General features: G+C 73.6%; 24 protein-coding genes. 15 read left to right on the top strand and 9 right to left on the bottom strand.

From position 1 onward, the window contains the following. The first annotated feature begins 37 nt into the window (after window positions 1–37). Entirely contained in the window at window positions 38–2,164 is a 2,127-nt protein-coding gene (locus ACFCZF_RS02820; RefSeq protein WP_376670103.1) for an MMPL family transporter, read from the top strand. A 49-nt stretch (window positions 2,165–2,213) separates the two neighbouring features. Here ACFCZF_RS02820 and ACFCZF_RS02815 read toward each other — a convergent pair whose 3' ends face one another. Next, window positions 2,214–2,657, bottom strand: a complete 444-nt coding sequence (locus tag ACFCZF_RS02815) for a TIGR03618 family F420-dependent PPOX class oxidoreductase (protein ID WP_376670102.1) — start codon at window positions 2,655–2,657, stop codon at window positions 2,214–2,216. Next, the gene (locus tag ACFCZF_RS02810; RefSeq protein ID WP_376670101.1) at window positions 2,647–4,209 is read right to left on the bottom strand and encodes a MerR family transcriptional regulator; all 1,563 of its coding nucleotides are present in this window, start codon (window positions 4,207–4,209) and stop codon (window positions 2,647–2,649) included. The genes ACFCZF_RS02815 and ACFCZF_RS02810 overlap by 11 nt, the downstream gene beginning before the upstream one ends. Before the next feature lie 118 nt (window positions 4,210–4,327). On the opposite strand from ACFCZF_RS02810, the gene ACFCZF_RS02805 reads away from it, so the two are divergent. The 3 genes from ACFCZF_RS02805 to ACFCZF_RS02795 all read left to right on the top strand — a co-directional run bounded on the left by ACFCZF_RS02805 (window position 4,328) and on the right by ACFCZF_RS02795 (window position 6,495). After that, a complete protein-coding gene (locus ACFCZF_RS02805; protein ID WP_376670100.1) occupies window positions 4,328–4,891 on the top strand; it encodes an RNA polymerase sigma factor in 564 nt (187 codons plus the stop codon). 144 nt (window positions 4,892–5,035) lie between these two features. Further along, window positions 5,036–5,602 (top strand): DUF2243 domain-containing protein, encoded by a 567-nt coding sequence (locus tag ACFCZF_RS02800; protein WP_375923756.1) that lies wholly within the window; start codon window positions 5,036–5,038, stop codon window positions 5,600–5,602. Beyond that, complete coding sequence (locus ACFCZF_RS02795) at window positions 5,602–6,495, top strand: cytochrome c oxidase assembly protein (protein WP_376670099.1); 894 nt, start codon at window positions 5,602–5,604, stop codon at window positions 6,493–6,495. The genes ACFCZF_RS02800 and ACFCZF_RS02795 overlap by 1 nt, the downstream gene beginning before the upstream one ends. Here the strand turns inward: ACFCZF_RS02795 and ACFCZF_RS02790 are convergent. Then, window positions 6,472–6,690: a hypothetical protein gene (locus ACFCZF_RS02790; protein ID WP_376670098.1), complete on the bottom strand. Its 219-nt coding sequence runs from the start codon at window positions 6,688–6,690 to the stop codon at window positions 6,472–6,474. The two genes, ACFCZF_RS02795 and ACFCZF_RS02790, sit on opposite strands and share 24 nt — an antisense overlap. Window positions 6,691–6,915: 225 nt before the next feature. On the opposite strand from ACFCZF_RS02790, the gene ACFCZF_RS02785 reads away from it, so the two are divergent. The 7 genes from ACFCZF_RS02785 to ACFCZF_RS02755 all read left to right on the top strand — a co-directional run bounded on the left by ACFCZF_RS02785 (window position 6,916) and on the right by ACFCZF_RS02755 (window position 12,836). Then, window positions 6,916–7,917, top strand: a complete 1,002-nt coding sequence (locus ACFCZF_RS02785; protein ID WP_376670097.1) for a mechanosensitive ion channel family protein — start codon at window positions 6,916–6,918, stop codon at window positions 7,915–7,917. Window positions 7,918–8,182: 265 nt separating this feature from the next. Beyond that, window positions 8,183–8,821 carry a class I SAM-dependent methyltransferase gene (locus tag ACFCZF_RS02780; RefSeq protein WP_376670096.1) on the top strand — a complete coding sequence of 213 codons (639 nt, stop codon included), beginning with the start codon at window positions 8,183–8,185 and terminating at the stop codon, window positions 8,819–8,821. 124 nt (window positions 8,822–8,945) lie between these two features. Beyond that, window positions 8,946–9,131, top strand: a complete 186-nt coding sequence (locus tag ACFCZF_RS02775; protein ID WP_376670095.1) for a hypothetical protein — start codon at window positions 8,946–8,948, stop codon at window positions 9,129–9,131. 21 nt (window positions 9,132–9,152) lie between these two features. Continuing rightward, window positions 9,153–9,860, top strand: coding sequence for a hypothetical protein (locus ACFCZF_RS02770; RefSeq protein ID WP_376670094.1), 708 nt, complete (start codon window positions 9,153–9,155; stop codon window positions 9,858–9,860). Beyond that, window positions 9,857–10,834 (top strand): DUF6895 family protein, encoded by a 978-nt coding sequence (locus ACFCZF_RS02765; RefSeq protein ID WP_376670093.1) that lies wholly within the window; start codon window positions 9,857–9,859, stop codon window positions 10,832–10,834. Before ACFCZF_RS02770 ends, ACFCZF_RS02765 begins: the two co-directional genes overlap by 4 nt. After that, the gene (locus ACFCZF_RS02760) at window positions 10,831–11,751 is read left to right on the top strand and encodes a DUF6895 family protein (protein ID WP_376670092.1); all 921 of its coding nucleotides are present in this window, start codon (window positions 10,831–10,833) and stop codon (window positions 11,749–11,751) included. Before ACFCZF_RS02765 ends, ACFCZF_RS02760 begins: the two co-directional genes overlap by 4 nt. After that, a complete protein-coding gene (locus tag ACFCZF_RS02755; RefSeq protein ID WP_376670091.1) occupies window positions 11,748–12,836 on the top strand; it encodes a serine hydrolase domain-containing protein in 1,089 nt (362 codons plus the stop codon). Before ACFCZF_RS02760 ends, ACFCZF_RS02755 begins: the two co-directional genes overlap by 4 nt. A 65-nt stretch (window positions 12,837–12,901) precedes the next feature. On the opposite strand, the gene ACFCZF_RS02750 is transcribed toward ACFCZF_RS02755, so the two are convergent. Further along, window positions 12,902–14,278, bottom strand: a complete 1,377-nt coding sequence (locus tag ACFCZF_RS02750) for an alpha-lytic protease prodomain-containing protein (RefSeq protein WP_376670090.1) — start codon at window positions 14,276–14,278, stop codon at window positions 12,902–12,904. 193 nt (window positions 14,279–14,471) lie between these two features. Beyond that, window positions 14,472–16,133, bottom strand: coding sequence for an alkaline phosphatase D family protein (locus ACFCZF_RS02745; RefSeq protein ID WP_376670089.1), 1,662 nt, complete (start codon window positions 16,131–16,133; stop codon window positions 14,472–14,474). A gap of 332 nt (window positions 16,134–16,465) precedes the next feature. On the opposite strand from ACFCZF_RS02745, the gene ACFCZF_RS02740 reads away from it, so the two are divergent. Continuing rightward, complete coding sequence (locus tag ACFCZF_RS02740) at window positions 16,466–16,771, top strand: hypothetical protein (RefSeq protein ID WP_375923790.1); 306 nt, start codon at window positions 16,466–16,468, stop codon at window positions 16,769–16,771. Between the two features lie 58 nt (window positions 16,772–16,829). Here the strand turns inward: ACFCZF_RS02740 and ACFCZF_RS02735 are convergent, their stop codons facing one another. The 4 genes from ACFCZF_RS02735 to ACFCZF_RS02720 are packed head-to-tail and all read right to left on the bottom strand — an operon-like array spanning window position 16,830 to window position 19,961. Further along, a complete protein-coding gene (locus tag ACFCZF_RS02735) occupies window positions 16,830–17,630 on the bottom strand; it encodes a class I SAM-dependent DNA methyltransferase (protein WP_376670088.1) in 801 nt (266 codons plus the stop codon). Between the two features lie 47 nt (window positions 17,631–17,677). Continuing rightward, a complete protein-coding gene (locus ACFCZF_RS02730; protein WP_376670087.1) occupies window positions 17,678–18,634 on the bottom strand; it encodes an ABC transporter permease in 957 nt (318 codons plus the stop codon). After that, a complete protein-coding gene (locus ACFCZF_RS02725; protein WP_376670086.1) occupies window positions 18,631–19,518 on the bottom strand; it encodes an ATP-binding cassette domain-containing protein in 888 nt (295 codons plus the stop codon). Before ACFCZF_RS02725 ends, ACFCZF_RS02730 begins: the two co-directional genes overlap by 4 nt. Then, complete coding sequence (locus ACFCZF_RS02720) at window positions 19,515–19,961, bottom strand: GntR family transcriptional regulator (RefSeq protein WP_375923802.1); 447 nt, start codon at window positions 19,959–19,961, stop codon at window positions 19,515–19,517. Before ACFCZF_RS02720 ends, ACFCZF_RS02725 begins: the two co-directional genes overlap by 4 nt. Before the next feature lie 136 nt (window positions 19,962–20,097). On the opposite strand from ACFCZF_RS02720, the gene ACFCZF_RS02715 reads away from it, so the two are divergent. The 3 genes from ACFCZF_RS02715 (at window position 20,098) to ACFCZF_RS02705 (ending at window position 22,214) form a co-directional block, all read left to right on the top strand. Beyond that, window positions 20,098–20,790, top strand: a complete 693-nt coding sequence (locus ACFCZF_RS02715; RefSeq protein ID WP_376670085.1) for a transcriptional regulator — start codon at window positions 20,098–20,100, stop codon at window positions 20,788–20,790. Continuing rightward, a complete protein-coding gene (locus ACFCZF_RS02710) occupies window positions 20,787–21,764 on the top strand; it encodes a pyridoxal-phosphate dependent enzyme (RefSeq protein WP_376670084.1) in 978 nt (325 codons plus the stop codon). Before ACFCZF_RS02715 ends, ACFCZF_RS02710 begins: the two co-directional genes overlap by 4 nt. Window positions 21,765–21,854: 90 nt before the next feature. After that, on the top strand, window positions 21,855–22,214 hold the full coding sequence (locus ACFCZF_RS02705; protein ID WP_375923811.1) for a cupin domain-containing protein: 360 nt from the start codon (window positions 21,855–21,857) through the stop codon (window positions 22,212–22,214). Window positions 22,215–22,348 lie beyond the last annotated feature (134 nt).

The following is a 22,348-nucleotide window of genomic DNA, read 5'->3' as shown; positions in this document are numbered from 1 at the left end:
TTTCCGTGCCGCTGGAGACCTGGAGACCTGAAGACCGATGTCCACCCCCTCCCGACGAGCCCGCTGGCTCATCCCCGTCGTCCTCCTCCTGGTCTGGCTCGGCATCGGCGGAACGCTCGGTCCGTACGCCGGAAAGCTCGGCGAGGTCGCCACCAACGACCAGGCCGCCTTCCTGCCCCGCAGCGCCGAGTCCACCCGGGTCGTCGACGCGCAGAAGGCCTTCCAGCAGGACGAGACCCTCCCGGTGATCGTCGTATGGACCGCGGACGGCGGCGGCGCCGTCACCGAACACCGGGCGGCGGCCACCCGGTCGGTCGCGGGCCTCGAAGGGCAGCCCGGGATCGTCGGCCCCGCGACGCCCGCCCTGCCCTCCGACGACGGCGCGGCCCTCCAAGCCGTCGTCCAGGTCGAGCCCGACCTCGGCGACCGCCTGCCCGACGTCCTGGAGCGCATCCGCGACGCCGCCGGACAGGTGCCGGGCACGCAGGCGCAACTCGCCGGTCCTGCGGCCTCCCAGGCCGATCTCTCCGACGCCTTCGCGGGCATCGACGGGCTGCTGCTCGGCGTCGCACTGGTCACCGTGCTGGTGATCCTGCTGCTCGTCTACCGCAGCGTCCTGCTGCCCCTGGTCATCATCCTCGGCGCCGTCTTCGCGCTGGGCCTGGCCTGCGCGATCGTCTACGCGCTCGCCGACCGCGACGTCGTACGCGTCGACGGACAGGTCCAGGGCATCCTCTCCATCCTGGTCATCGGCGCCGCCACCGACTACGCGCTCCTGCTCACCGCCCGCTACCGCGAGGAACTGGCCAGGCACCCGGACCGTTTCAGCGCCGTCCGCGCAGCCCTGCGCGCCTCCTGGGGAGCGGTCGTCGCCAGCGCGGCGACCGTCGCCCTGGGCCTGCTGGCGCTGCTGCTCAGCGACCTGACCAACAACCGCGCGCTCGGACCCGTCGGCGCCATCGGCATCGTCTGCGCCGTACTGAGCACGCTCACCTTCCTGCCCGCCGTCCTGGTCCTGCTCGGCCGGGCCGCCTACTGGCCGGCCAAGCCCGTCCGGACCGGCGATCCGGACGCCGGGCACCGCCTGTGGCACCGCATCGCCGAACTCGTGGACCGGGCCCCGCGCCGCATCTGGGCGATCTCCCTCGCCGCGCTGCTCGCCTGCGCCGCCTTCGCGCCGACCCTGACCTCCAAGGGCGTACCGCTGGACGAGATCTTCGTGAACGACGCGCCCTCCGTCGCCGCCCAGCAGACCCTGGCGCGGCACTTCCCGGGCGGCTCCGGCAACCCCGCCGTGATCATCGCGGACGCCGACCGGCTCGACCCCGTCCTCGCGGCGACCCGTGACACACGCGGCGTCGCCTCCGCCACCGCGGTCACCGCCTCCGGCCGACCGGGCGGCGGTGAACCGAAGGTGGTCGACGGGCGGGTGCGGATCGACGCGACGCTGCGGGCGCCCGCGGACAGCGACGCCGCCAAGAGCACGGTGGCCCGGCTGAGGTCGGCCGTACACGACGTGCCCGGCGCGGACGCCCTCGTCGGCGGCTACACCGCCCAGCAGTACGACACCCAGCGCACCGCCGAACACGACCGCACGCTCATCGTGCCCGTGGTCCTCGCCATCATCCTGGTCATCCTGATCGTCCTGCTGCGCTCCCTGCTGATGCCCGTGCTGCTCGTGGCGACGGTGGCGCTGAACTTCCTGGCCACGCTGGGCGTCTCGGCCCTCGTCTTCACCCACGTGTTCGGCTTCAGCGGCACGGACGCCTCCGTCCCGCTGTACGGGTTCGTGTTCCTGGTCGCCCTCGGCGTGGACTACAACATCTTCCTCATGTCCCGGGTACGGCAGGAATCGCTGGACCACGGGGTGCGGGAGGGCATCCTGCGGGGTCTGACCGCCACCGGCGGCGTGATCACCTCGGCCGGCGTCGTCCTGGCCGCCACGTTCGCCGCCCTCGGGGTGATCCCGCTGGCCTTCCTGGTGCAGATCGCCTTCATCGTGGCCTTCGGCGTCCTGCTGGACACGCTCGTGGTGCGCTCGCTGCTCGTCCCGGCGCTCGCCCGCGACATCGGCGCCGTCGCGTGGTGGCCCGGTCGCCTCGGCCGCCGGACTCAGGCCGGGGCGGCCGAGGCGCCCGCCTCCCGCTCCGGGAGCGGCGACTGACCCCGGTCGGTGGCCAAGGGTGAGCCCCCGGCCGGTGGCCGGGCGGGGCTCACCCTTCGGGGGCGTCGGTCCCGGAGGGTGCGAGGGGGCGCACCGTGCCGAGGAAGCGCCGGACGGCGATCTCGATGACGACCCGCTCCGGGTTCGCCCGGGGCTGCCGGTAGCGGGCCGCGTAGCGCGCCTCCGCGTCGCGGACCGCCTCGGCGTCGTCCCGTACGGTGGCGACGCCCTCCAGGGTGGACCAGCGCCGGCCGTCCACCTGACCCACGGCGACGACGGGATGCTCCGCCCGCTCGACGTTGCGCACCTTCGCGGTACCCCGGCTCGTGATGACGCGTGCCGTACGGGTGTCGGGGTCGTACGTCACCCCGATCGGGACCAGGTGCGGGGTCCCGTCGGCACGCTGGGTCGACAGGAAACACACCCGGCGCTCCTGCCAGAACCTCACGAACTCCGTGTCCGCGTCCGTGGCGTGCCGTTCCTCAGTGTTCATCGGATCTCCTCGCGTGTGCCGCGCTCGTTCCCGTCCGGGACAGCATCGTCAGTGCCTCGCCCAGTTCGCGCGGCCGCGGCAGCCCCGGCAGCGCTCGGTGTCCCCACCCCGGGCCGGCGACCAGGACGGCGGGGCCGCGCCGGGCGCCCCTGACGCCCCACCGCGTGTCGGCGAGGCGGCGGGCGAGGGGAGAGTCGGCCGTGGACCGCGTCTGGGACCACAGCACGACGGCACGCGGCCCCGTGCGGCGTACGGCGGCGGTCAGCGCCTGGGCCGGTACGGCGCCGCCCAGCATGCGCGTCGCCGTGCCCCGCTCGCGCAGCGCCGCGTCGAGCGCTTCGATCGGCAGCGTGTGCTGTTCGTCGGGGAGGCAGGCGAGCAGCACGGGTGCCGCCTCCGGCGGCGGCTGGGGGCAGGACCGGAGCAACGGCGCGCTGCGCAGGGCGGTGGAGACGTGCCAGGACAGCAGGTGCTCGACCTCCACGTAACGGTCGCCGCTGGACTGCCACTTACGGCCCACCGCGTGCAGCGTCGGCATCATCACGTCCTCCCACGCGGCTACGACGCCGTGCTCCCGGACGAAGGCGTTCAGCAGGTGCTGCACCGTCGGCGAGTCAAGCCGCACCGAGGCACGGGCAAGCCCACGCGCCTCACGGCGCACATCACCGAGCCGCAGCCCGCCGCCACCGGCCCGCACGCGCGTGCCGGGCGGGGCGCCCGAGGGCGGGGGAGGAGCACCCGGTGTGGGCGGCGGGGTGCCGGGCGTGGAGGGTGGAGGGACCGGCGCCTGGGGTGGAGCGTCCCGTGCCGGTAGTGCGGCGGTGTCCGTGGAGGGCGGGTGGGCCGGGGCCGAGGGCAGAACACCCGGTCTCGGCGGCGGGGCACCGAGCCCGGAGCGGACGCGCCCCGGCCCCGGGGACGAAGCGTCCGGTGCCGGTGATGCGGCACCCGACCTCGGTGGCGTGGTGCCCGGCGCCGGGGGTGTGGGGTCCGGCGCGGGGGGTGTGGTGCCCGGCGCCGGGGGTGTGGCGTCCGGCGCGGGGGGTGTGGCGTCCGGCGCGGGGGGTGTGGCGTCCGGCGTGAGGGGTGTGGCGTCCGGCGCGGGGGGTGTGGCGTCCGGCGTGAGGGGTGTGGCGTCCGGCGCGGGGGGTGTGGCGTCCGGCGCGGGGGGTGTGGCGCCCTGCGTGAGGGACATCGCGCCCGGCGTCGGGGGCCGAAGGTCCGGCGTCGAGGGTGTGGCCCGGGCCGCGTGTGTCCCGGCGTGGTCCCGCCGTTCGGCGGTCTTCGCCGCGCGTGCGGCCTCGGCGGGCGGGATCCCGGTGGCGGTCAGCCGGCACATCTCCTCCAGCACCGCGATGTCCGCCACCCGCCAGCGCCGGTGCCGGCCGCCTTCCCGGTCGGCCGGACCCAGTCCGTAGCGCCGGTCCCACGATCTGACCGTCGTCGGCGACACGCCGAGCCGTCGGGCCAGGGCGCCGGTCGTGACACCGACGTCATCCGCCGGGCCCGGCCCCGCACCGTCGTCGCCGCTCACACCTTCCACCCCGGACACCCCCACACCATACGACGCACATTCGCTGCGAGTTGCCCGCCCGCGGCCGTCCTTTCCAGGCTGGACCGGCCGGAGCCCGGCCGACTCGTGAAGGAGCAGCAGCCATCATGACCGCACAGTGGCCCACCGGGGGGCGGAGCTGGCCGAAGGGTTCGTGCGCGGCGAGGAGGCGTGCCTGGTGGCCGCCTACCACCGATGGAGCGGCCTCGTGTTCACGCTGGCGCAGCGGGCGCTGGGCGACGCCCGGGAGGCGGAGGACGTCACCCAGGTCGTGTTCCTGGCCGCGTGGCGGGGCCGTCACACCTTCGTGCCCGCGCGGGGCGTACTGGCCGGCTGGCTGGTCGGCATCGCCCGGCGCAAGATCGCCGACGCGCTGTCGGCCCGCACCCGGCGCGCGGACCTCGTCGCGGCGGCCGGCGCCCGGCTCGCGCGGACCGCGCACGACTCGGCCGACCGGCCGGAAGCCGTACTCGACCGGGTGGTCGTCGGCCAGGAGCTGGCCAAGCTGCCCGCACCGCAGCGCCGTGTCCTCGGCCTCGCCTTCTACGACGACCTGACGCACACGCAGATCGCCCGGCTGACCGGATGGCCCCTCGGCACGGTGAAGAGCCACGCCCGCCGCGGCCTGCGCCGACTCGGCCATCGGCTGCGGGAGGCCGACGGGCCGGAGGCCCCCTCGTAGCTCCGCCGCAAGAGTGATGCGAGCCATCGAGGAGGCTGACGCGAAACGGCGGAACGATCCCGCCAGTGGGTGACACCTGCCCGCCGAACGGGAAACCGTGTCCCGTAGGTCCGCACGCACCGCCGACGGGACGGAGTACAGGCGATGGCCACCACGACAGGTGAGACCCGAGCGGCCACGACGGCACCGAACAGCATCCGGCTGCCCGGCATCGTCCTCGGGGTCGGGCTCGGCGGCTTCGTCGACGGCATCCTGCTCCACCAACTCCTCCAGTGGCACCACATGCTCACCAGCACCAACGACGACCGCATCGGTGTGAAGTACTACAACCCGAACACCGTCTCCGGGCTGGAGATGAACACCGTGTGGGACGGCATCTTCCACACCGTGTGCTGGATCGCCGTGCTGCTCGGCCTGGCCCTTCTGTACTCCCGGGTCACCCACAACCGGCGGGCGGTGTGGGCCTCGCGGGTGCTGTGGGGCTGGATCCTGGCCGGGTGGGGCCTGTTCAACCTGGTCGAAGGCGTCCTCGACCACCACATCCTGGGCATTCATCATGTCTACGCCGGCCCGCACCAGGCATGGTGGGACGCCGGTTTCCTCGTCCTCGGAGCCCTGTTCCTGGTCGGCGGTTACCTGCTCCAGCGCGGCGGACAGCCCTTCGACCCCGACGCCCACCGCGGCGCCGCACGGCCCCGGAGCCAGGCCTGATGGACGGCACACACGGCGGCGTACACGATGGCACCCACCCCGCGCACCAGGACGGCTCCGGCGGCGGTGAAGGCGTACTCGACGCGGTACCCATCGTGCTGGTCCCGGTGATTCTCCTCGCCGCGGCCGGGGGCTACCTGCTCGCCGTGCGCCGGGCTCGTCGCCGCAACCCCGTGCAGGGCTGGAGCGGTTGGCGGTCGGCGGCGTTTCTCGGCGGGCTGACGCTGCTGGCCGTAGCGCTGCTGCCACCGCTGGAGTCGGCCGCGCACGACGACTTCCGGGGGCACATGGCCCAGCACATGCTGATCGGCATGTACGCCCCGTTGGCACTGGTGCTGGCCGCGCCGGTCACCCTGGCGCTCCGCACCCTGCCACCGGCCGGCGCCCGCCGGGTGACCTCCCTGCTGCACGGCCGCCCCGCGCGCCTGCTCACCCACCCCGCGGTGGCGCTCGCGCTGAGCACCGGCACCCTGGGGCTGCTGTACTTCACCCCGCTGTACGACACGGCGATGAGCCACCCCGCGGGGCACTGGCTGATGAACGCCCACTTCCTGGCCGCCGGATGCCTCTTCGCACATGCCGTCGCCGGCCCCGACCCCGCTCCCGGGCGGCCCGGCGTCCCGGGCCGGCTGGTGTACCTGGGCCTCGCGATCGCCGCCCACGCCCTGATCGCCCAGGCGATGTACGGCGGATTCCTGGTCCACATCCACGCGCCCGTCGACCAGGTCCAGCAGGGCGCGGAGATCATGTACTACGCCGGAGACGTCGCCGAACTCCTGCTCGCCGCGGCACTGGTGGCCACCTGGCGCCCCGAGCGCCGGAGCCGACGCCCGCGGTCCGGCCAGGGAACCGTGCCGGCGGGACCGGCCTCAGGCGGCGTCCCGGTCGGGTGACCGGTGCTCGGCCGGTTCCGGGTTCCGGGCCGGCGAGGCCTCCTCGGCTCTGCCGCCCGGAACGAGACGCAGATGCCGGCGCCGGGCGTGCCGGGCGGCCGGGCCCGGATCGCCGAACAGCCGGTCCTCCAGGTACGTCATGGTGAACAACAGCAGCCCCAGTCCGGGCAGCAGTAGGACGGCAACGGTAACCACGCCGCAGGTCCCCCTCCGCTGTGGATGACTCCCTTCCGGGTGCCCGGGCCGGCGCCGACGATGGGCCGGTGACGAGTGAAGATGACGCAACCTCCGGGCATAAGGGGCAAGTGGGGGAAAAGGTCGTGTGCGCGCCGAAGTGCGCCGGGCGTCATGTTCGAGCCGTCCCTGGGTAGGCGGGCCCGACGGCAGACGTAGTCCCCCAGGAACGGAGCACTTGAGCCGATGTCGCACACCTCCCCGCCCACCGGCCCGGCCCACGGCCCGCAGTTGGCGGCCTCGTGGTCGGACTGGATCGGCGACCACACCACGGCACTGATCGGGATACCGCTGCGCATCGCGCTCATCGTCGTGATCCTGCTGGTGGTGCGCGTGGTGGCCAAGCGGGCCATCACCCGGGTCGTCCAGCGGGTCCTGGAACCCTCGGCGGGCGAGACCGACCGGAGCCGGCCCCGCAGGCCCACCCGCGGCGCCGCCGTACTGCACCGCGACCGGTCCCGGGCGCGGCAGCGCCGCGAACAGCGGGCCCGCACGATCGGCTCGGTGCTCAGCAGCGCCGTGACCATCGTGCTGTTCATGGTCGGCGTCGCCATGGTGCTGGACCAGGTCGGCATCGCGCTCGGCCCGCTACTGGCCAGTGCCGGAGTGGTCGGCCTGGCGATCGGTTTCGGCGCGCAGAGCCTGGTCGCCGACTACCTGTCCGGCCTGCTCATCATGGTGGAGGACCAGTACGGCGTCGGTGACTCGGTCGACCTCGGCGAGGCCGTCGGCGAGGTGGAGCACGTCGGCCTGCGGCTGACCCACGTACGTGACCTCAACGGCGGCCTGTGGCACATCCGCAACGGCGAGATCCTGCGGGTCCGCAACGACAGCCAGGAATGGGCGCGTGCCGTCCTGGACGTCGCCGTGGCCTACGACGCGAACCTCGACACCGTCTACCGCGTGCTGGAGGACACCGGCCGCGCCCTGCGCCAGGACCCGGACTTCGAGGACCTCCTGCTGGAGGACCCCGCGGTGTGGGGCGTGCAGTCCCTGGACGCCGACGGTGTGCTCGTGCGCCTCGCGGTCAAGACCGTGCCGCTCCAGCAGTGGGGCGTCACCCGTGAGCTGCGGCGCCGGGTCAAGGACGCCCTGGACGAGGCCGGCATCGACATCCCGTTCCCGCAGCGGACGGTCTGGGTGCGCACCGACGCCCCTGCTTCCGAGTCCGGCGCTCTTACGCGCTGACGCGCTGACTCGCGGGGCGAGCGGGGCGAGCGGGTCAGCGGGGCGCGCGGGTCAGCGGGGCGCGCGGGGCGCGCGGGTCAGCGGGGCGCGGGACGAGCGAGACGAGCGGGACCGGTGGGGCCGGCGGGACTGGCGGTGTGATTTGCCGGACCGGCAAAGAACTTTGTCGGTCCGGTGCCCACCGGTGCAGCCTGCACATGGGCAGGGCGCGTGGCCGTCACGCGCCCCGCCGTGCAGACGATCCCGCCCGTCCCCAGGAGGCACCATGACCGACACGCCCGCCCCGGCCCCCGCCGCGGAGTTCTGGGAAGCCCGTTACCGCGACACCGACCGCGTCTGGAGCGGCCGCCCCAACGCCTTGCTGGTCCGGGAGGCGAGCGACCTCGCCCCCGGCACCGCGCTGGACCTGGGTTGCGGCGAGGGGGCGGACGCCGTGTGGCTGGCCTCGCGCGGCTGGCGGGTCACCGGCGTGGACATCTCCGGCACCGCGCTCGACCGCGCCGCCGGGCACGCCGCCGACGCGGGAGTCGGTGACCGGGTCGCCTGGGAACGCCACGAGCTCGGCCGGTCCTTCCCCGGGGGCTCGTTCGACCTGGTGAGCGCCCACTTTCTGCAGTCTCCGGTCGCGCTCGACCAGCAGGCCGTCCTGCGCGACGCCGCGCGGGCCGTGGCGGACGGCGGCACCCTGCTGATCGTCATGCACGCCGGGTGGCCGTCCTGGCAGGCCGAGCCGCCCTTCGACGCCGTCTTCCCCACCTTGGACGGGGTCCTCGACGAACTCGCCCTGCCCGACGGCGAGTGGACCGTCGACACCAAGGAGACGGTCCGGCGGCCGAGCGCCTCGCCCGAGGGGGTCGACGGCTTCCGCGAGGACAACGTGTGGCGTCTGCGGCGAATCGAGTAGATGGGTGGATGTCCCATTTGTTGAAAGAGTTACCTTCTGAGAATTTTGAGAAGAGAGGCATGCTTTGTGACTTCCCGGACACCTGTGGTGTGAAGGCCTTTGGCTACCAGAGGGAGATGGTGAAATGCCTTCCAACGACAAGGTGCTCGAGGAAGTCCAGACCGAGAACATCGACATCGAAGCGGCACTCGACCCCGCCGAGCCCGACGGAGTCTTCCGCGACAGCCGCGAGTGCGCAGCGCTCGCCCTCCAGTCCGGAGGTACCCACCTGCTGCTCTCGCCGCCGACTCCGCGCCCGAAGAAGGGCTGACGGACCGACGGGAGCAGTGAGATGGAGCAGTCGAGCACGTCAGCCCTTCTCCAGGGAACGGTGCTGGACCTCGCTTCCGACGTGGTCTCCGCTCTTAGGAGCGGAGACCACGTGCGAGCGGGGGGCACCCTCACCGGAGGCGGAGCGGGCGAAGGCGTCGCACGTGCGGCGGTACGCGTTCTGGGCGCCGACACGCTGTTGCCCACCGCCCTTCTGCGCGTTCCACCCGACCCCGGACAACTCGCCGTGTTCAAGGACGCCGTGGCGGCCCACCCGCCGCGCGCCGACGCGGCCCCCGCCGTCGTATGGAGCCACTGGGCCATGGCCCGTGCCCTGCGCCGGCTCGACCAACCCCTGACCGACCCGCTCGCCGACGACCCGGGCGCGGAACCCGGCGCCGACTGGCTCGACGACGCGGGCTGGCAGTCCCTGACCCACCAGCTCGCCGTACTCGCGCCGCTGGCGCTGCCCGGCGAGGAGTGCGCGGTGACCCGCGCGGCCCGGCGCCGTCCGGTGGACGTCGCCCGCGGCTTCGTACGGGCGGTACGCCGCCGTGACTGGCGGCAGGCCGCCGGAGCCGGGCGCTGGCTCACCCTCCTGGACGGGGTGCCCGACACCCTCGGTCTCGAGGCGGGCCTCGACTTCGTACGGCTCATGGGCGGCAGCGACCCGCGGGTGGCCCTGCAACTGGAGGCGGCACGGCTGATGCCGGCCGGAGTCCTCCTGTGAGCGTCCGGGAGGTCGAGGAGACCGCCCTGGACTGGGTGTGGGCCCACCGCGACCGCTTCGCCCTCGGCGACGACGCGCTGGCCGCCGACGGCCAGGTGAACCGCACCTGGAAGCCACTGGGTGAACTGGCCCAGGTCTGCGCGTCCGTGTCCGCCCGCACCCCGCCGTCGGACCCGGTCCACACCCGCGTGTCCGACCTGCTGGACTTCGCCTGGCAGCAGACCCGCCGGGGCGAACTGTTCCTGCTGATGCAGTCGCTTGAGCCCTTCGCCACCTACCCGCTGGAGGTGTACGCGGCCTTCGCCTCGGCCGGTCACCGGCACACCGGCTACGAGGCGTCCGCCGCCGTGGTGGCCCGGACCCGCGGCTGGCGGCTCACCGAGCAGTACCCCACCCGGCGGCTCGGTGTCATCGAGGCCGAGCGGCGCAGCGGCCTGAACCCGCACGGCCGGGTCCCGCAGGCGCTGGGCCGCACCTGGCTGGGCGGCCTGCCGGAACCCTGGACCTTCGAACGCGCGGCCGGTTACGCGCTCACCCACGTCGTCTTCCACCTCACCGAATGGGGACGCACCGCCCAAGGCGTGCCACCGGAACTGGCGGACTATCTGCGGCACTGGCTGCCGCCCTGGCTCGACACCTGCCTCGAGGCCCGGATGTGGGACCTGAGCTGCGAGTTGCTGGCGGTGGCGGCGAGCCTGCCGCGTCCGCCGGACCCGGCCGTCCTGGAGGACGCCTGGCAGCGCGTCGCGGCGGCACAACACGCCTCCGGCGCTATCCCCGAGGAGGGCGCCATCCAGGACGCCGCCGGGTCCGACGCCGCCGGGTCCGCCGACGCCACCGGGTCCGACGACGGCGCGGCCCCCTACGCCTTCACCGACTGCTACCACTCCACCCTGATGGCGGCGTTCGCGGCGGCCCTCACCACGGCACGGCCGAGGGACGTGGACCACGCCGGACAAGGAGTGCCGGGATGACGGACACCCGCCTGATCCACCGTGTCGGAGTCGGTGCCCTGGAGTGGCTGTGGGCCCACCGCGACGGCTTCCGGCTGGAGCCGGACGTGGACCCCGAGATCGGCTTCCTGGAACGCTTCAAGCCGATCGGGGAACTCGCCCTGATCTGCAAGGTGCTCTTCCGCGAGGGCGTCGCCGGCTCCCGGCAGGCGCAACTCGCCCGCCAACTGCTCGACCACACCTGGCGCGAAACCCTGGACGGCGGCCGCATGCTGGTGCGCGGACAGCGCATCGAGCCGTTCTCGCCGGTCCCCTTCGAGGTTTACCTGCCGTTCAAGGAGCTGGGTTACAGCCAGCCCGAGGTGGAGCGGGCCACGGTCCTCAACCACCGGCTGGACAGCTGGACGCGGTTCCCGGTGACACCGACCCGGCGCCTGGGCCTGTCCGCCTTCCAGCGCCGCTTCGGCCTCACGGCCCGGCCGCCCGAGGCCGACCTGGTGGCCACCACCTGGCTGGCCGGCACCCCCGAACCGTGGACGGTCGAGGGCCACACCGCCTACGACGTCACCCACACCGTCTTCCACCTCACCGACTGGGGCGAGAACCCCGACGGCCTGCCGCCCGCCATCGCCGACTACCTCGCCACCTGGCTCCCGGTCTGGATCGACGACTGGCTGGACCTCGAACGCTGGGACCTGCTCGGCGAACTCCTCGTCGTCGACGCCTGCCTGCCCCGGCCCACCCTCGACGAGCCCGCCTGGCAGGGCTTCGCCGCCGCGCAGCAGCCCGACGGCGCCATGCCCGCCGTACGGACGATGCCCGAGGGCGACCCCGAGACGCTGTTCGACTTGATCTACCACCCGACGCTGGTCGCCGCCTTCGCCTCCCTGCTGGCCACCTCACGCGCCCTCACCGAGCTGACACACACCGGCTCATGACGGACCGCCCCACGCCCTGGCCGGGCGACCCCGCCGACCCCGAGGGCGCCCCACCGGAGCGCGCCCGCCTCGGGCCCGCCGACGAGGCGACCCTGCGTGAACGGCTCGCCGACGCCGTCGAGGCCTCCGACGCACCCGACGTCGTCTTCGCCGTCTCCCGGCACGGCCGGCGCACCCTGCACACCGGCGGCACCGCCCCGCCGCCCGCCGTCCCCCGCGAGGACCTGCGCTACGAGACCGGGTCGGCCTCCAAGACGTTCACCGGACTGCTGCTGACCCGGCTGATCCGGAGCGGCGTGCTCACCGGGGGCGAACCGGCCGCCGCCTGTCTGGACCCCGCCCGGCCGGTCGGACCCGACCCCGTGACGCTCGCCCACCTCATCACCCACACGTCGGGACTGCCCGCCCTGCCGGCCGACTTCGTCCCCCGCGCCCTGCCCGCCTGGCGCACCAACCCCTACGCCCGCTACCCGGCCGAGCGGCTGACCGGCGCCTTCCTGCGGCACCGCCCCAGGCACCGCCCCGGCACCCGCTGGCACTACTCCAACTACGGCGTCTCCGTGCTCGGACACGCCGTCGCCGCGGCCACCGGCACGGCATGGGAGGACCTGCTCACCGAGTACGTCCTGCGCCCGCTCGGCCTGAGCGGTACGGCCCTGCGCGCGGAGGACCCCAAGACCGACGCCACGGGTCACCGCAAGGACGGCCGCACGCCCGTCCCGGCCTTCGACGCGGGCGGCTTCCAGGCGGCCGGGGCCGTCCGGTCCACCCCGCACGACCTGCTCACCTTCCTGGAGGACCACGTCGACCCGGCCGGCTCACCGCTCGCCGGCGCGCTGCGCGCGGTGCGGGTGCCGGTGCTGAGGCGCGGGCTGGGGCACCGGCACGTGCACACGGTCGCGTGGTTCCGGCACCCCACCGACGGCGGGCCGATGTACTTCCACAGCGGCGCCACCCTCGGCCAACAGGCGTTCCTCGGCTTCAGGCCCGACACCGGCACGGCCCTGGCCGCGGTGTGCACCCGGCGGTTCCGCGCCCACGACCCGTTCATCGCCACCGCCTACGCGCTCCTCGCCGAGGAATGACGAAGGCGCGGGGCCGCGTCCAGCGGCGACCCCGCGCCCGCCGCCGTACGGCGGCTCACCGTCCGTCAGACACGCTGCCACAGGGCCGGCGCGCTCTCCGGCGACCAGACACCCTGCGCCTGGTGGTTCTGCAGGCACCGGTACCGCAGGCCCGCGTGGGACACCGTCGTCCCCGCCTCGTAGACCCGGCCCGCCGCCCACGCGTCCGCCGCCGCGTTGTCCTGCGGCGCGGGTGTTCCGGCCGAGGCGGAGGTGGTCTTCAGGGTGAGGCCGAAGTCGCTGAGCAGCGGGTTGATCGGCTGGTAGAAGGTGGTCCCGCCGTTCGTGCAGTCACCGGAACCACCGGACGTGGTGCCCTGCGCCTGGGCGCCCGCGACGAAGGGCCCGCCGGAGTCGCCGGGTTCGGCGCACACCGTCGTCCCGGTCAGCCCGTCGACGGTGCCCTCCGGGTAGCTGACACTCGTGTCGTGCTGCTCGACCGTGCCGCAGTGCCATCCGGTGGTGGAGCCGGAACGGCACACCGACGCGCCCACGAGCGCCTCCACCGAGCCGGCGACCTGCACCTTCGTGCCGTCCTGTGCCTTGACGTCCGGTGTGGCGGTCCAGTCGGCGTTGACGCCCACCCAGGCCATGTCCTTGCCGGGGAAGGTGGAGGCCTGGAAGGTGCCCTGGTCGGCCTCGTTGAACCCGGTGGTGGTGGCGCCCGGGTCGCCGCAGTGACCGGCCGTGGCGAAGCCCTGCTGGTCGTCCTTGGTGACGGAGAACCCGATCGAGCAGCGGGCCTGACCGTCGATGTAGTAGGCGTCGCCGCCGACGAGGTCCTCCAGCACCCGCGGCCGGTCCGGGGAGATGCGGACGCCCACGTCCTGGCCCTCGATCCCGGCGGCCTCGACGAAGGCCGCCGCGGCCGACTCGCCGGTGGCCTGGACCATGACCCGGTTGGTCTTGACGTCGACGTACCAGACCGGCGTCTCGGGGGTCCGGGTACGGACGGCGGCGGCGTCCAGCTTCTCCTTGACCGCGCGGAGCTCGGCCAGCCCCTTCTCGACGACCGCGGCCTTGGCGCCCTGAGCCTCGATGGCGGCGGTGTCCGCCGCGTCGGTCGTGGCGACGGTCAGCTCGGCCGAGGTCGCGCCGCTCACCCAGGCCCCGGCGAAGCGGTCGCCCAGCGTGTTGCGCAGCATGCCCGCCCGGGTGCCCGCCTCCGCCTCGTTGACCAGCCGCGCCGCCGCCTGCTCCGGCGTCAGCCTCAGGTCGCGCCGCATCGCGCGCAGCACCTGCGGCGAGGCTTTGCCGGCGTCGAGCATCCGGGCGGCGCCGGGCTGCGCTCCCGGGGCGGGCGGGGGCGCGGCCGAGGCGGCCGCGGGGAGTGTGGTCAGGACCAGGGCGCCGAGCGCGGTCAGGGCTGCGCGGCGGCTGCGCGCGGCATGTCTGCCGACCATGCGATGTGCCTCCTTCGAGGGCTGTGCGAGACAGCCGGGATCGGTGAGTGACCGTGGGTTACGGTGCGACTGCGGCGAAGTCACAGTCCTTGCCGGAAAGATCCGCGGCGATGTCGGGTCCGCGCGTCTTTCGCGCTATGGGGGACGCGGTGGGTGGCAAGTGCAGTACGCGGGCGCGCCCGCCGGGCCGGGTTCAGGCGGGGTTCAGCCCCGGGGCGCCCGCCTCGGTGACGAAGGACGCGGCCGTGCTGATGGGAGCGCCGGGCGTGCTGATCGCGGAGACCGTCCTGAAGTCGAGGCGGGCGGCCTGGCGGTCGAGTTCGACCCGGACGTAGCCGCGCCTGCCGTCGTAGTACTTCATGTGCGGGTTGGCCTGCATGTAAAGGTCCCAGTTGGCGGGCTGCTCCACGCCGTCCCGGCCGCTGGCCACCGAGGTGCAGGTGACCTCCGTGCCGACGGTGGCGGACGCCGGGTCGTCGAAGTCCTCCTTGACGTCGAGGGCGTAGCCCACATGCACGTCGCCGGTGAGGATCAGCCAGTTCTCGACCCCGGCGGCCTTCGCCCCGGCGACGACCCGGTCGCGCGAGGCGCGGTAGCCGTCCCAGGCGTCCATCGAGAGCGCGGCGTCGGCGGTCACGTCGAACTTGCGCTGGGAGAAGCAGACCTGCTGGGGCATCACGTTCCACAGCGCGGCAGAGCTCTGCCAGCCGCCGAGCAGCCACTGCTCCTGCGCGGCGCCGGTGATGGTGCGTGCCGGATCGTCCGACTCGGGCCCGGGGGCGTGCGGCCGGTCGTCGTAGGCCTGGTCGGAGCGGTACTGCCGGGTGTCGAGGATGTCGAACTGGGCGAGCGTGCCCCAGTGCAGCCGGCGGTACAGCTGGGCGTCCGGTCCCTGCGGCAGCTGGGCGGCGCGCAGCGGCTGGTTCTCCCAGTACGCGCGGTAGGCGGCCGCCCGCCGCAGCAGGAACTCCTCCGGCGGGATGGCGTTCTCCGGGATGCTGTCGGCGTAGTTGTTCTCGGTCTCGTGGTCGTCCCAGGTGACCACGAAGGGGTGCGCGGCGTGGGCCGCCCTGAGGTCGTCGTCGTTCTTGTAGAGCGAGTAGCGCAGCCGGTAGTCGGCGAGGGTCATGGTCTCGCGGTTGAACACGTCGGGCAGCACCCGGTCGGTGTAGCGGCGCTCCCCACCCTCCGAGTTCACCGCGTACTCGTACAGGTAGTCCCCGAGGTGGAAAACCACGTCGACGTCGTCCTGGGCGAGGTGCCGGAGCACCGTGTAGTAGCCGTCCTGGTAGGCCTGGCAGGCGACGGCCGCCAGTTTCAGGGACGACGTGGCGCTGCCCGCCGGCGGCGCGGTGCGGGTGCGGCCCGCCGGACTGAGCCAGACACCAGTCCGGAAGCGGTAGTAGTACTCCGTGCCGGGCGTCAGGCCCTTCACGTCGACGTGCACGCTGTGGTTGTACTCGGCGTGGGCGTCGGCGGTGCCCCGGAACAGGACGGCCGCGAAGTACTCGTCGAGCGCCACCTCCCAGTCGACCGTGACCCGCTCCGTGCCCATCCCGCCGTCCTCCAGGAACGGCTCCGGGGCCAGCCGGGTCCACAGCAGCACCGAGTCCGGCAGGGGGTCGCCGGAGGCGACGCCGAGGGTGAACGGGTCGCTGGTGATCCGGGCGGTCCGCAGGGGCGCGGCGACGGCGCCGTGGGCGGGCAGGTTGGTGGAGAAGGCGAGCGCGGCGGCCGCCGCGGTGACGGTGAGGAAACGCCGGCGGCCCAGGTGCCGGGCGGCGGCGCCCATCACGGCGTCGTGCGGGGAGAAGGCGTGCTCGGCCAGTCGGCTGTGACGGCCCGTGGGCGCCATCTGGTGTCCTCTCGTACGGGGCGGGGCGGTCCATGGGCGAGCGGCACGGGGAATCGGGTGGGGCCCCGGGCGGTCGCCCCACGCACGCCGGCACGGGGTACTCGCGTCGGGGCGAGCCGGTGTGCGCCGTCCGTGCCCGGGCCCCGTCGCGCGGTGGCGCCGACCCGCGATGCGCGGACCCCGCATGCTAAGCAGACAAAACACCCGAAATCGGCAGGACTTGCGGAGTGATCACACAGGAGGAGGTACGCGCGTGTGGGTGTCGACCGTCCGGGGCACCCGGTACGGACGGAAAGCGGGTAGCCGGGTGAGGAAGGCGGCGGGCCGAGCCGATGGCGAGGACACGGCGCTACGACGTGGCGGCCTCCGGCCGCTGGTGGGACCAGGAGGACGGCCGCTGGCTGCCGTCCGGCGAGGTGCACGCGTGGGAGCAGGGCATGAACCAGACCGTGTGCGGTCTCTCCCTCAACCGTTCGCAGCTGTCCAGGTTCCCGGCCGTCACCTGGACCGACGTGCTGCCCGAGTCCGGCGGTGCGGCCGACGAGGTCCGCCGGGTCTGCCCCCGCTGCGCCGCCGCGGCCGGGCGCCGGGGCGCGGACGCCCGGCCCGGCTGGCGACGCACCAACCCGCGGCCCTGACCCACGCCGACAGGGGCCGGACGGACGGTCCGGCCCCCGGGATGTCGCTGTCCGCCGCCTACGACGGCAGCGGCGAGCGGCTGACGCGGATCTTGGACTGGCCGTGCGGCCGCTTCTCCCAGTCCTCCATGAACCGCGCGTGCAGACCGTGCCTGCGGGCCAGCGCGAGCAGGGTGTCCGTGCGGTAGTAGAAGTCCTCGCGGAGCACCTGGTGTTCGGTGCCCTCGGTGCGGTCGAAGGTGAAGTCGAAGAACCCGGTGTCGGTCAGGACGCGGCCGACGTGGGAGAGGCACTCCTCGATCACGGTCAGCGGAGAGTGCGAGAAGACGCTGTGCGCGTGGATGACGTCGAAGTGGTTGTCCGGCAGGAAGTCCAGGGTGAGGTTCCCGGTGATGGTCAGGTGGGGCAGTTTGGCCTGGAGTCCGCGCTCGGTCAGGGTCTTCTTGGCGGCGATCAGAATGTCCGGCGAGATGTCGATGCCGTAGTAGTGCCCCGCGTCCAGGTGGTCGATGAAGCGCCAGCCGCCGCGCAGGTTGCCGCAGCCGATGTCGAGCATGTGGTGCTCGGGACGCAGCCCGTGCTCGATCAGGTACTCGAACTGCATCTGCCCGAGCGCCAGCCATCGGTCGTGGGTCTGGCTGCCGACCGCGGCCTCCGGGTTGCGGCGGGCGTCGGAGGCCATCACGGCCCGGTAGTAGCCGACGTGGTCCGGGTGCTTGATCCGCAGCCACGCGTCCCGGCCGGCCCGGCGGACGTAGGGGCCGACGCGCTCGGGGTGGCGCAGCGCGTACCCGACCTTGTGCGTGAGCGCGGCACGGTTGCTGCGCAGTTTCTTCGGGGACTTGGCGTCCTTGGGCATGGGATCGGTTCTCCGTGTGTGGGGTGGGGACGGTGTCGCAGAGGGTGTCAGACCCGGCGGCGCAGCAACAGGACCGTGAGGACGGTGAGTCCGAGGGCGAGGCCGCCGAGGAGGGCCGTGTCGATCCACTGGAACGTCCAGTAGTCGCCGGCCGGGTTCGCCTCGTAGAAGCGGGCGACATAGCCGTGCTGGGCCATGCACTCCTTCAGCTCGCGTCCGGACGGGTCGGGGCAGTTCAGGACGGACTCGCGGCGGCCGGACGCCGTGATCAGGCCGTAGTTCCCGGTGGACCACTTGTCGCCCATCGGCGGCTTGGCCTGCCACCCGTCGCTGACGTAGGCGCGGGGCGGGACCAGCAGGCGGGCCCGGTGCGTCCACTGCACCAGGACCGCCACCGCCGCCGTGACCAGCAGCGTCCAGGCCATCGCGGACAGCACCCGGCGCGTCAGCAGCCCGGCGAGGGTGCCCACGGCCAGGCCGAACAGCGCGGCGGCGACGGTGGCGGGGCCGGAGCCGGCCAGTGCGGAGGCCTCGTACCAGAAGACGCCGTAGCTGCGGCTGACGGCGGGTTCCCACCACCACCGGAACAGCAGGGTCAGGGTCCCCGAGAGCGCCACCGTGCCCACCGCCGCGAGGGCGAAGCGGGAGGTGAACCACTGGGCCCGGCTGACGCCCTGGGCGAGGATCATCCGGTGGGTGCCCAGTTCCCGGTCGCGGCCCAGCAGCGGCGCGCCCCAGAACATGCCGATGAGGACGGGCAGGGCGATGTTGAGCCCGCCGAGCAGCTTGAGCGGCTCGATGTCCAGGAACTGGGGCAGCCCGTCCTCGGGCCGGGCGCAGTACAGCGGTCCGGGGTCGCAGTGGTCGAACAGCCCGCTGTGCAGGTCGTCGAGCATGCCCGAGCGGAAGTACGCGGCGAGCGCCGCGGCGGCCACGAGGACCACGGCGCCGCAGACCACCAGTACCCGTTGCTGGCGCCAGGCCAGCCACAGGGTGCCCTTCACGCCGCCTCCTTCGTACTCTCGGCAGCGGACCGGAGGTGGCCGAGCAGGATCTCCTCCAGGCCGGGCCGCTCGACGTGCCAGACGCCGCCGAGCGGGCCGCGCGGCCGCACCAGGGCGGTCAGCTGCCGTCCGTGGGTACGGCGGTGCACCACGGTGTGCTCCCGCAGCGAGGGTGCCTGGTCGGCATGTCCGGTGACCAGCGTGTGGCCCTCGCGGAGCGCGTCGGTGTCCTCGCTCAGCTCCACCCGGCCGGCCCGCAGCAGCATCACCCGGTCACAGGTCTGCTCCAGGTCGGGCAGGACATGTGAGGAGAGCACGACGCTCAGCTCGCGCTCCGCCGCCTCGGCCATCAGCGTCGCCATGATCTCGCCGCGCACCACCGGGTCGAGGTCGGCGAGCGGCTCGTCCAACAGCAGCAACTCCGGTCGCTTGCCGAGGGCCAGGGCGAGCGCCACCCGGGTGCGCCGACCCGGGGACAGTTCACCTACGCGGGCGGTCAGGGATATGCCGCCCTCGCGCACGACCCGCTCGGCGACCGGGTGGTCCCACGCGGAGTTCAGCTTCCCGCCCATGCGCAGGGTGTCGGCCACGGTGAAGCGGGGATAGAGCGGCCTGTCCTGGGTGAGCAGGGCGACCCGGGTGCGTGCCGCGGCCGTGTCCGGTGTGGTATCCAGTGCCCGGATCTCCCCGTGCGTGGGGCGCAGCAGCCCGCCGGCCAGGTGCAGCAGCGTGCTCTTGCCGGCGCCGTTGCGGCCGACCAGGGCGGTGATACGGCCGCGGGGCACCGTGAACCCGCAGTCCCGCAGGGCCCAGTCGCCGCGTGCCCGGTAGCGGAACCCGAGGTCCGTGGCGTGCAGCGCGGCGGGCTCGTCAGGCCCGGTCATGCGTCCTCCTGTTTCCGTTCCCGGTCATCCGGGTCGTGCTCGTGTCTCTTGTGCGGCTCGTGCTCGTCGAGGGCCGCCGTGACCAGGGCGAGCACGTCGTCCCGCTCCAGTCCGGCCGACCGGGCCCGGGCGACCCACTCGGTGAGGTCCGCGCGCAGGGGCGAGTCGTCCTCCGCGCCGGGCCGCGCCAGCGACCGCGTCACGAAGGTGCCGAGCCCGCGCCGCGACTGGACCAGGCCCGCCTGCTCCAGGTCGCGGTAGGCCCTGAACACGGTGTTGGGGTTGATGGCGGTGGCAGCGACGACCTCCCTGGCCGTCGGGAGCTTGTCCCCGACCCGCAGCACACCCATCCGGAGTGCCTGTTCGGTCTGCCGCACGATCTGTACGTAGGCGGGGATGCCGCTCTGCCGATCGATCCGGTACTCGACCACGTCACCTTCCATGCTTTCATTAATTCATTAGTAGAAGCATGATCAGGTGGGATACGGATGTCAAACGCGGAAGCTGATCTGGACTGTCAGTCCAGCGGTTGGACGTGTAGTCTCAGAGTCCCCGTGCAGCCGAAGAGGGAGGCCCCTGGTGAGTGAACCGGCCCTGGATACCGAACGGGACGCCGTCCTCGCCGCCCTGCGCCCCGTCGTGGACGGCATCGCGGCGACGTTCGGCCCGGTCTGCGAGGTGGTCCTGCACGACTACCGGCTCCCCGAGCGGTCGGTCGTGGCCGTCGCCGGCTCGGTGACCGGGCGGACCGTGGGCGGGGCGATGAGCGAGATCGGCATGCGCGTACTGGCCCGCGGCGACGAGGCGCGGGACGAGCTGAACTACGTCACGCGGACGGACGACGGCATCCTGCTCAAGTCCTCCACCATGGTGCTGCGCGACTCCACGGGGGCCGTGTTCGGCGCCCTGTGCGTCAACCTGGACGTCACCGCCGTGGACCGGGCCCAGTCCCTGCTCGGCGCCCTGGCCGGGGCCGCGGGCGCACCCGCCGACCCACCGGCGACCACCTTCGCCGACGACATCGACGCGGTGGTCGACGCCATCGTGGACGCCCACCCGCTGCGCCGGGACAGGAGCTGGGCGGCGCTGGAGCGCGCACAGCGACTCGAACTGTTCCGCGACCTGGACGGGCGCGGCGTGTTCGCCGTACGCCGCTCGGTCGAGCAGGTCGCGGCCCGGCTCGGCATCTCCCGGGCCTCCGCCTACAACTACCTCTCCCAGGCCCGCGCCACGGCCGACCCGGCCGCCGACCCCGCTGGAGGACACGCGTGACGACCACCACCCCGCCAGTCACCCTCGACGACGTCCGCTCCGCCGCGGCCCGCCTCCGGGGCGTCGCGCACCGCACCCCGGTGCTGCGCTCGCGCACCCTGGACGCCCTGGCGGGCGCCGAGATCCTCCTCAAGTGCGAGAACCTCCAGCGGGTGGGCGCCTTCAAGTTCCGCGGCGCCTACAACGCGGCCTCCCGCCTCACGCCGGAGCAGCTGTCCCGCGGCATCGCCGCCTACTCCTCCGGGAACCACGCCCAGGCGGTCGCCCTCGCCGCGCGCGAGCTGGGCACCACCGCCGTGATCGTCATGCCCGAGGACGCGCCGCCCTCCAAGCGGGCGGCCACCGCCGGCTACGGCGCCGAGATCGTCACCTACGACCGTTACACCGGCGACCGCGTCGCCGTCGCCGAGGCCCTGGCCGCCGAACGCGGGCTGAGCCTGATCCCGCCCTACGAGCACCCGCACGTCATCGCCGGACAAGGCACCGCCGCCCTCGAACTGGTCGAGGAGACGGGCCCACTGGACGCCCTGATCGCACCGGTCGGCGGCGGCGGACTGATCGCCGGGAGCGCCACCGCCGTCAAGGGTCTGCACGCCGGCACCCGGGTCGTCGGCGTCGAACCGGAGGCCGGCGACGACACCAAACGGTCCCTGGAGGCGGGCCGGCGCGTCACCGTCCCCATCCCGCGCACCATCGCCGACGGGCAGGCCCTGCACACCCCCGGCGAGCTGACCTTCTCCCTCAACCGGCGGCTGCTCGACGGGATCGTGCTGGTCAGCGACGACGAGATCCGGGACGCGATGCGCTTCGCCTTCGAACGGCTGAAGACCGTACTCGAACCGAGCGGCGCCACCCCGCTGGCCGCCCTCCTCACCGGCCGCGTCGGCCCGCTGCGCGGCCGCGTGGGCGTGATCCTCTCCGGCGGCAACGTGGACGCCGAACGCTTCGCCCGCCTGTGCGGCACCCCGCGCTGACCCCGCGCTGACCCCGCGCGTCCCCCGGATGGCGGCCCCGAGTTGACAGGCGGACGATGGAGTGGTGGGGCCAGGGAAAGGAGGAGCGTCATGTTCGAGGCAAAGACGCTCGACAAGCCGGACGAGCGGCGCGATTTCCCCCGCGGGCACATCGAGGCCGTGCACATGGAAGGACTCGACTTCGCCGTCGCCACCTTCGAGCCGGGCTGGCGCTGGTCGGAGTCCGTCGCACCCATCGCGGGCACCGACAGCTGCATGATCCACCACAACTGCTACGTGGTCGAGGGACGCATGTGCGTCCGCATGGACGACGGCGCCGAGAGCGAGGTGGGCCCCGGCGACGTCTTCGTCTGCTCGCCCGGCCACGACGCCTGGGTCGTGGGCGACGGACAGTGCGTCGTGTACGACTTCGCCGGAGGCATGGCCAAGGAGTACGCCAAGGCCGACTAGGAAGAGACCGGCACGTCTCACGAGGAACCGCGAACAGCGGGAGGAGCGGGAGAAGCGGGAGGAGGGGGGGGGGGTGCGGGAGGCAACCCCCCCCCCCCCCCCCCTGGCGCCCCGAGGACGTACTCCCCCCCCCC

Source organism: Streptomyces sp. NPDC056296, assembly GCF_042268605.1.
Lineage (GTDB): Bacteria > Actinomycetota > Actinomycetes > Streptomycetales > Streptomycetaceae > Streptomyces.
This window is presented reverse-complemented; position numbering and strand designations above follow the sequence as displayed.

Bases quoted from the DNA above. Each gene is read 5' to 3' on its own strand.
- ACFCZF_RS02785 (WP_376670097.1), top strand. From the start codon at position 6,916: ATGTCGCACACCTCCCCGCCCACCGGCCCGGCCCACGGCCCGCAGTTG.
- ACFCZF_RS02745 (WP_376670089.1), bottom strand. From the start codon at position 16,133: ATGGCGCCCACGGGCCGTCACAGCCGACTGGCCGAGCACGCCTTCTCC.
- ACFCZF_RS02815 (WP_376670102.1), bottom strand. From the start codon at position 2,657: ATGAACACTGAGGAACGGCACGCCACGGACGCGGACACGGAGTTCGTG.
- ACFCZF_RS02705 (WP_375923811.1), top strand. From the start codon at position 21,855: ATGTTCGAGGCAAAGACGCTCGACAAGCCGGACGAGCGGCGCGATTTC.
- ACFCZF_RS02750 (WP_376670090.1), bottom strand. From the start codon at position 14,278: ATGGTCGGCAGACATGCCGCGCGCAGCCGCCGCGCAGCCCTGACCGCG.
- ACFCZF_RS02755 (WP_376670091.1), top strand. From the start codon at position 11,748: ATGACGGACCGCCCCACGCCCTGGCCGGGCGACCCCGCCGACCCCGAG.
- ACFCZF_RS02820 (WP_376670103.1), top strand. From the start codon at position 38: ATGTCCACCCCCTCCCGACGAGCCCGCTGGCTCATCCCCGTCGTCCTC.
- ACFCZF_RS02720 (WP_375923802.1), bottom strand. From the start codon at position 19,961: ATGGAAGGTGACGTGGTCGAGTACCGGATCGATCGGCAGAGCGGCATC.
- ACFCZF_RS02740 (WP_375923790.1), top strand. From the start codon at position 16,466: ATGGCGAGGACACGGCGCTACGACGTGGCGGCCTCCGGCCGCTGGTGG.
- ACFCZF_RS02800 (WP_375923756.1), top strand. From the start codon at position 5,036: ATGGCCACCACGACAGGTGAGACCCGAGCGGCCACGACGGCACCGAAC.
- ACFCZF_RS02725 (WP_376670086.1), bottom strand. From the start codon at position 19,518: ATGACCGGGCCTGACGAGCCCGCCGCGCTGCACGCCACGGACCTCGGG.
- ACFCZF_RS02735 (WP_376670088.1), bottom strand. From the start codon at position 17,630: ATGCCCAAGGACGCCAAGTCCCCGAAGAAACTGCGCAGCAACCGTGCC.
- ACFCZF_RS02760 (WP_376670092.1), top strand. From the start codon at position 10,831: ATGACGGACACCCGCCTGATCCACCGTGTCGGAGTCGGTGCCCTGGAG.
- ACFCZF_RS02780 (WP_376670096.1), top strand. From the start codon at position 8,183: ATGACCGACACGCCCGCCCCGGCCCCCGCCGCGGAGTTCTGGGAAGCC.
- ACFCZF_RS02770 (WP_376670094.1), top strand. From the start codon at position 9,153: ATGGAGCAGTCGAGCACGTCAGCCCTTCTCCAGGGAACGGTGCTGGAC.
- ACFCZF_RS02775 (WP_376670095.1), top strand. From the start codon at position 8,946: ATGCCTTCCAACGACAAGGTGCTCGAGGAAGTCCAGACCGAGAACATC.
- ACFCZF_RS02795 (WP_376670099.1), top strand. From the start codon at position 5,602: ATGGACGGCACACACGGCGGCGTACACGATGGCACCCACCCCGCGCAC.